The 599-nt window shown below is 56.3% G+C and carries 1 protein-coding gene; it reads right to left on the reverse strand.

Annotation, left to right across the window (positions count from 1 at the left end; all coding sequences use genetic code 11):
- Nucleotides 1-599 (reverse strand): hypothetical protein (locus AWB81_RS46340; protein WP_159939052.1); only part of this gene is annotated, 599 nt, incomplete at both ends.

Here is a 599-nt window from a genome sequence, read left to right on the forward strand (position 1 = left end):
AGAAGGCGAGACGAATAGGATACGAGAGGCCTATCGAGGTAAGTCGGGTGGGCGCCGTAGCTATCGATGAACGGCCATTCGGCCATCGCCGTCGCTACCCGGTGGCTGGGGCGCATGAGGAGTTGTCGAATATATTTCTTGCGATGCTGCCGCAACACGACCTTGTCGACGGGCAATGCCGCGTGGTCGAGTGCACAAAGTTCGTGAAGCACTTTTCTAAGGGTGACGACATAAGCTTCGGGAGCAACATCGACCGGATTGGCTTGCAGCACAGGTTCAACCTGCCCGTCGTTGTCAACCGCCCCGATGCATGTTCCCTCGGTGGTGCCAGCAAACGCTTCCACGGGCGCTTGATGAAAATGAGAGTAGCTGAATGGCAGAAACTGACCTGCATCGTCCAAGACTTCATGACCAAAATCTAGCGCAAAATAGTATCCTGCAAGGCTAATGTGCGAGGGTAAAGTGTCACCGATGGAAATCTGCAGGCGCCCCTTTCCGGTCATGTCGACCACAAGAACGCGCGATGATTCGGGACGGAGTAGAGACGCGTAATAGCGAGCGGCAAGGGCGCCAAGCTCTATCTGGTCCGCGTCCGGCTC

Source organism: Caballeronia arationis, from assembly GCF_001544975.2.
GTDB lineage: Bacteria > Pseudomonadota > Gammaproteobacteria > Burkholderiales > Burkholderiaceae > Caballeronia > Caballeronia arationis.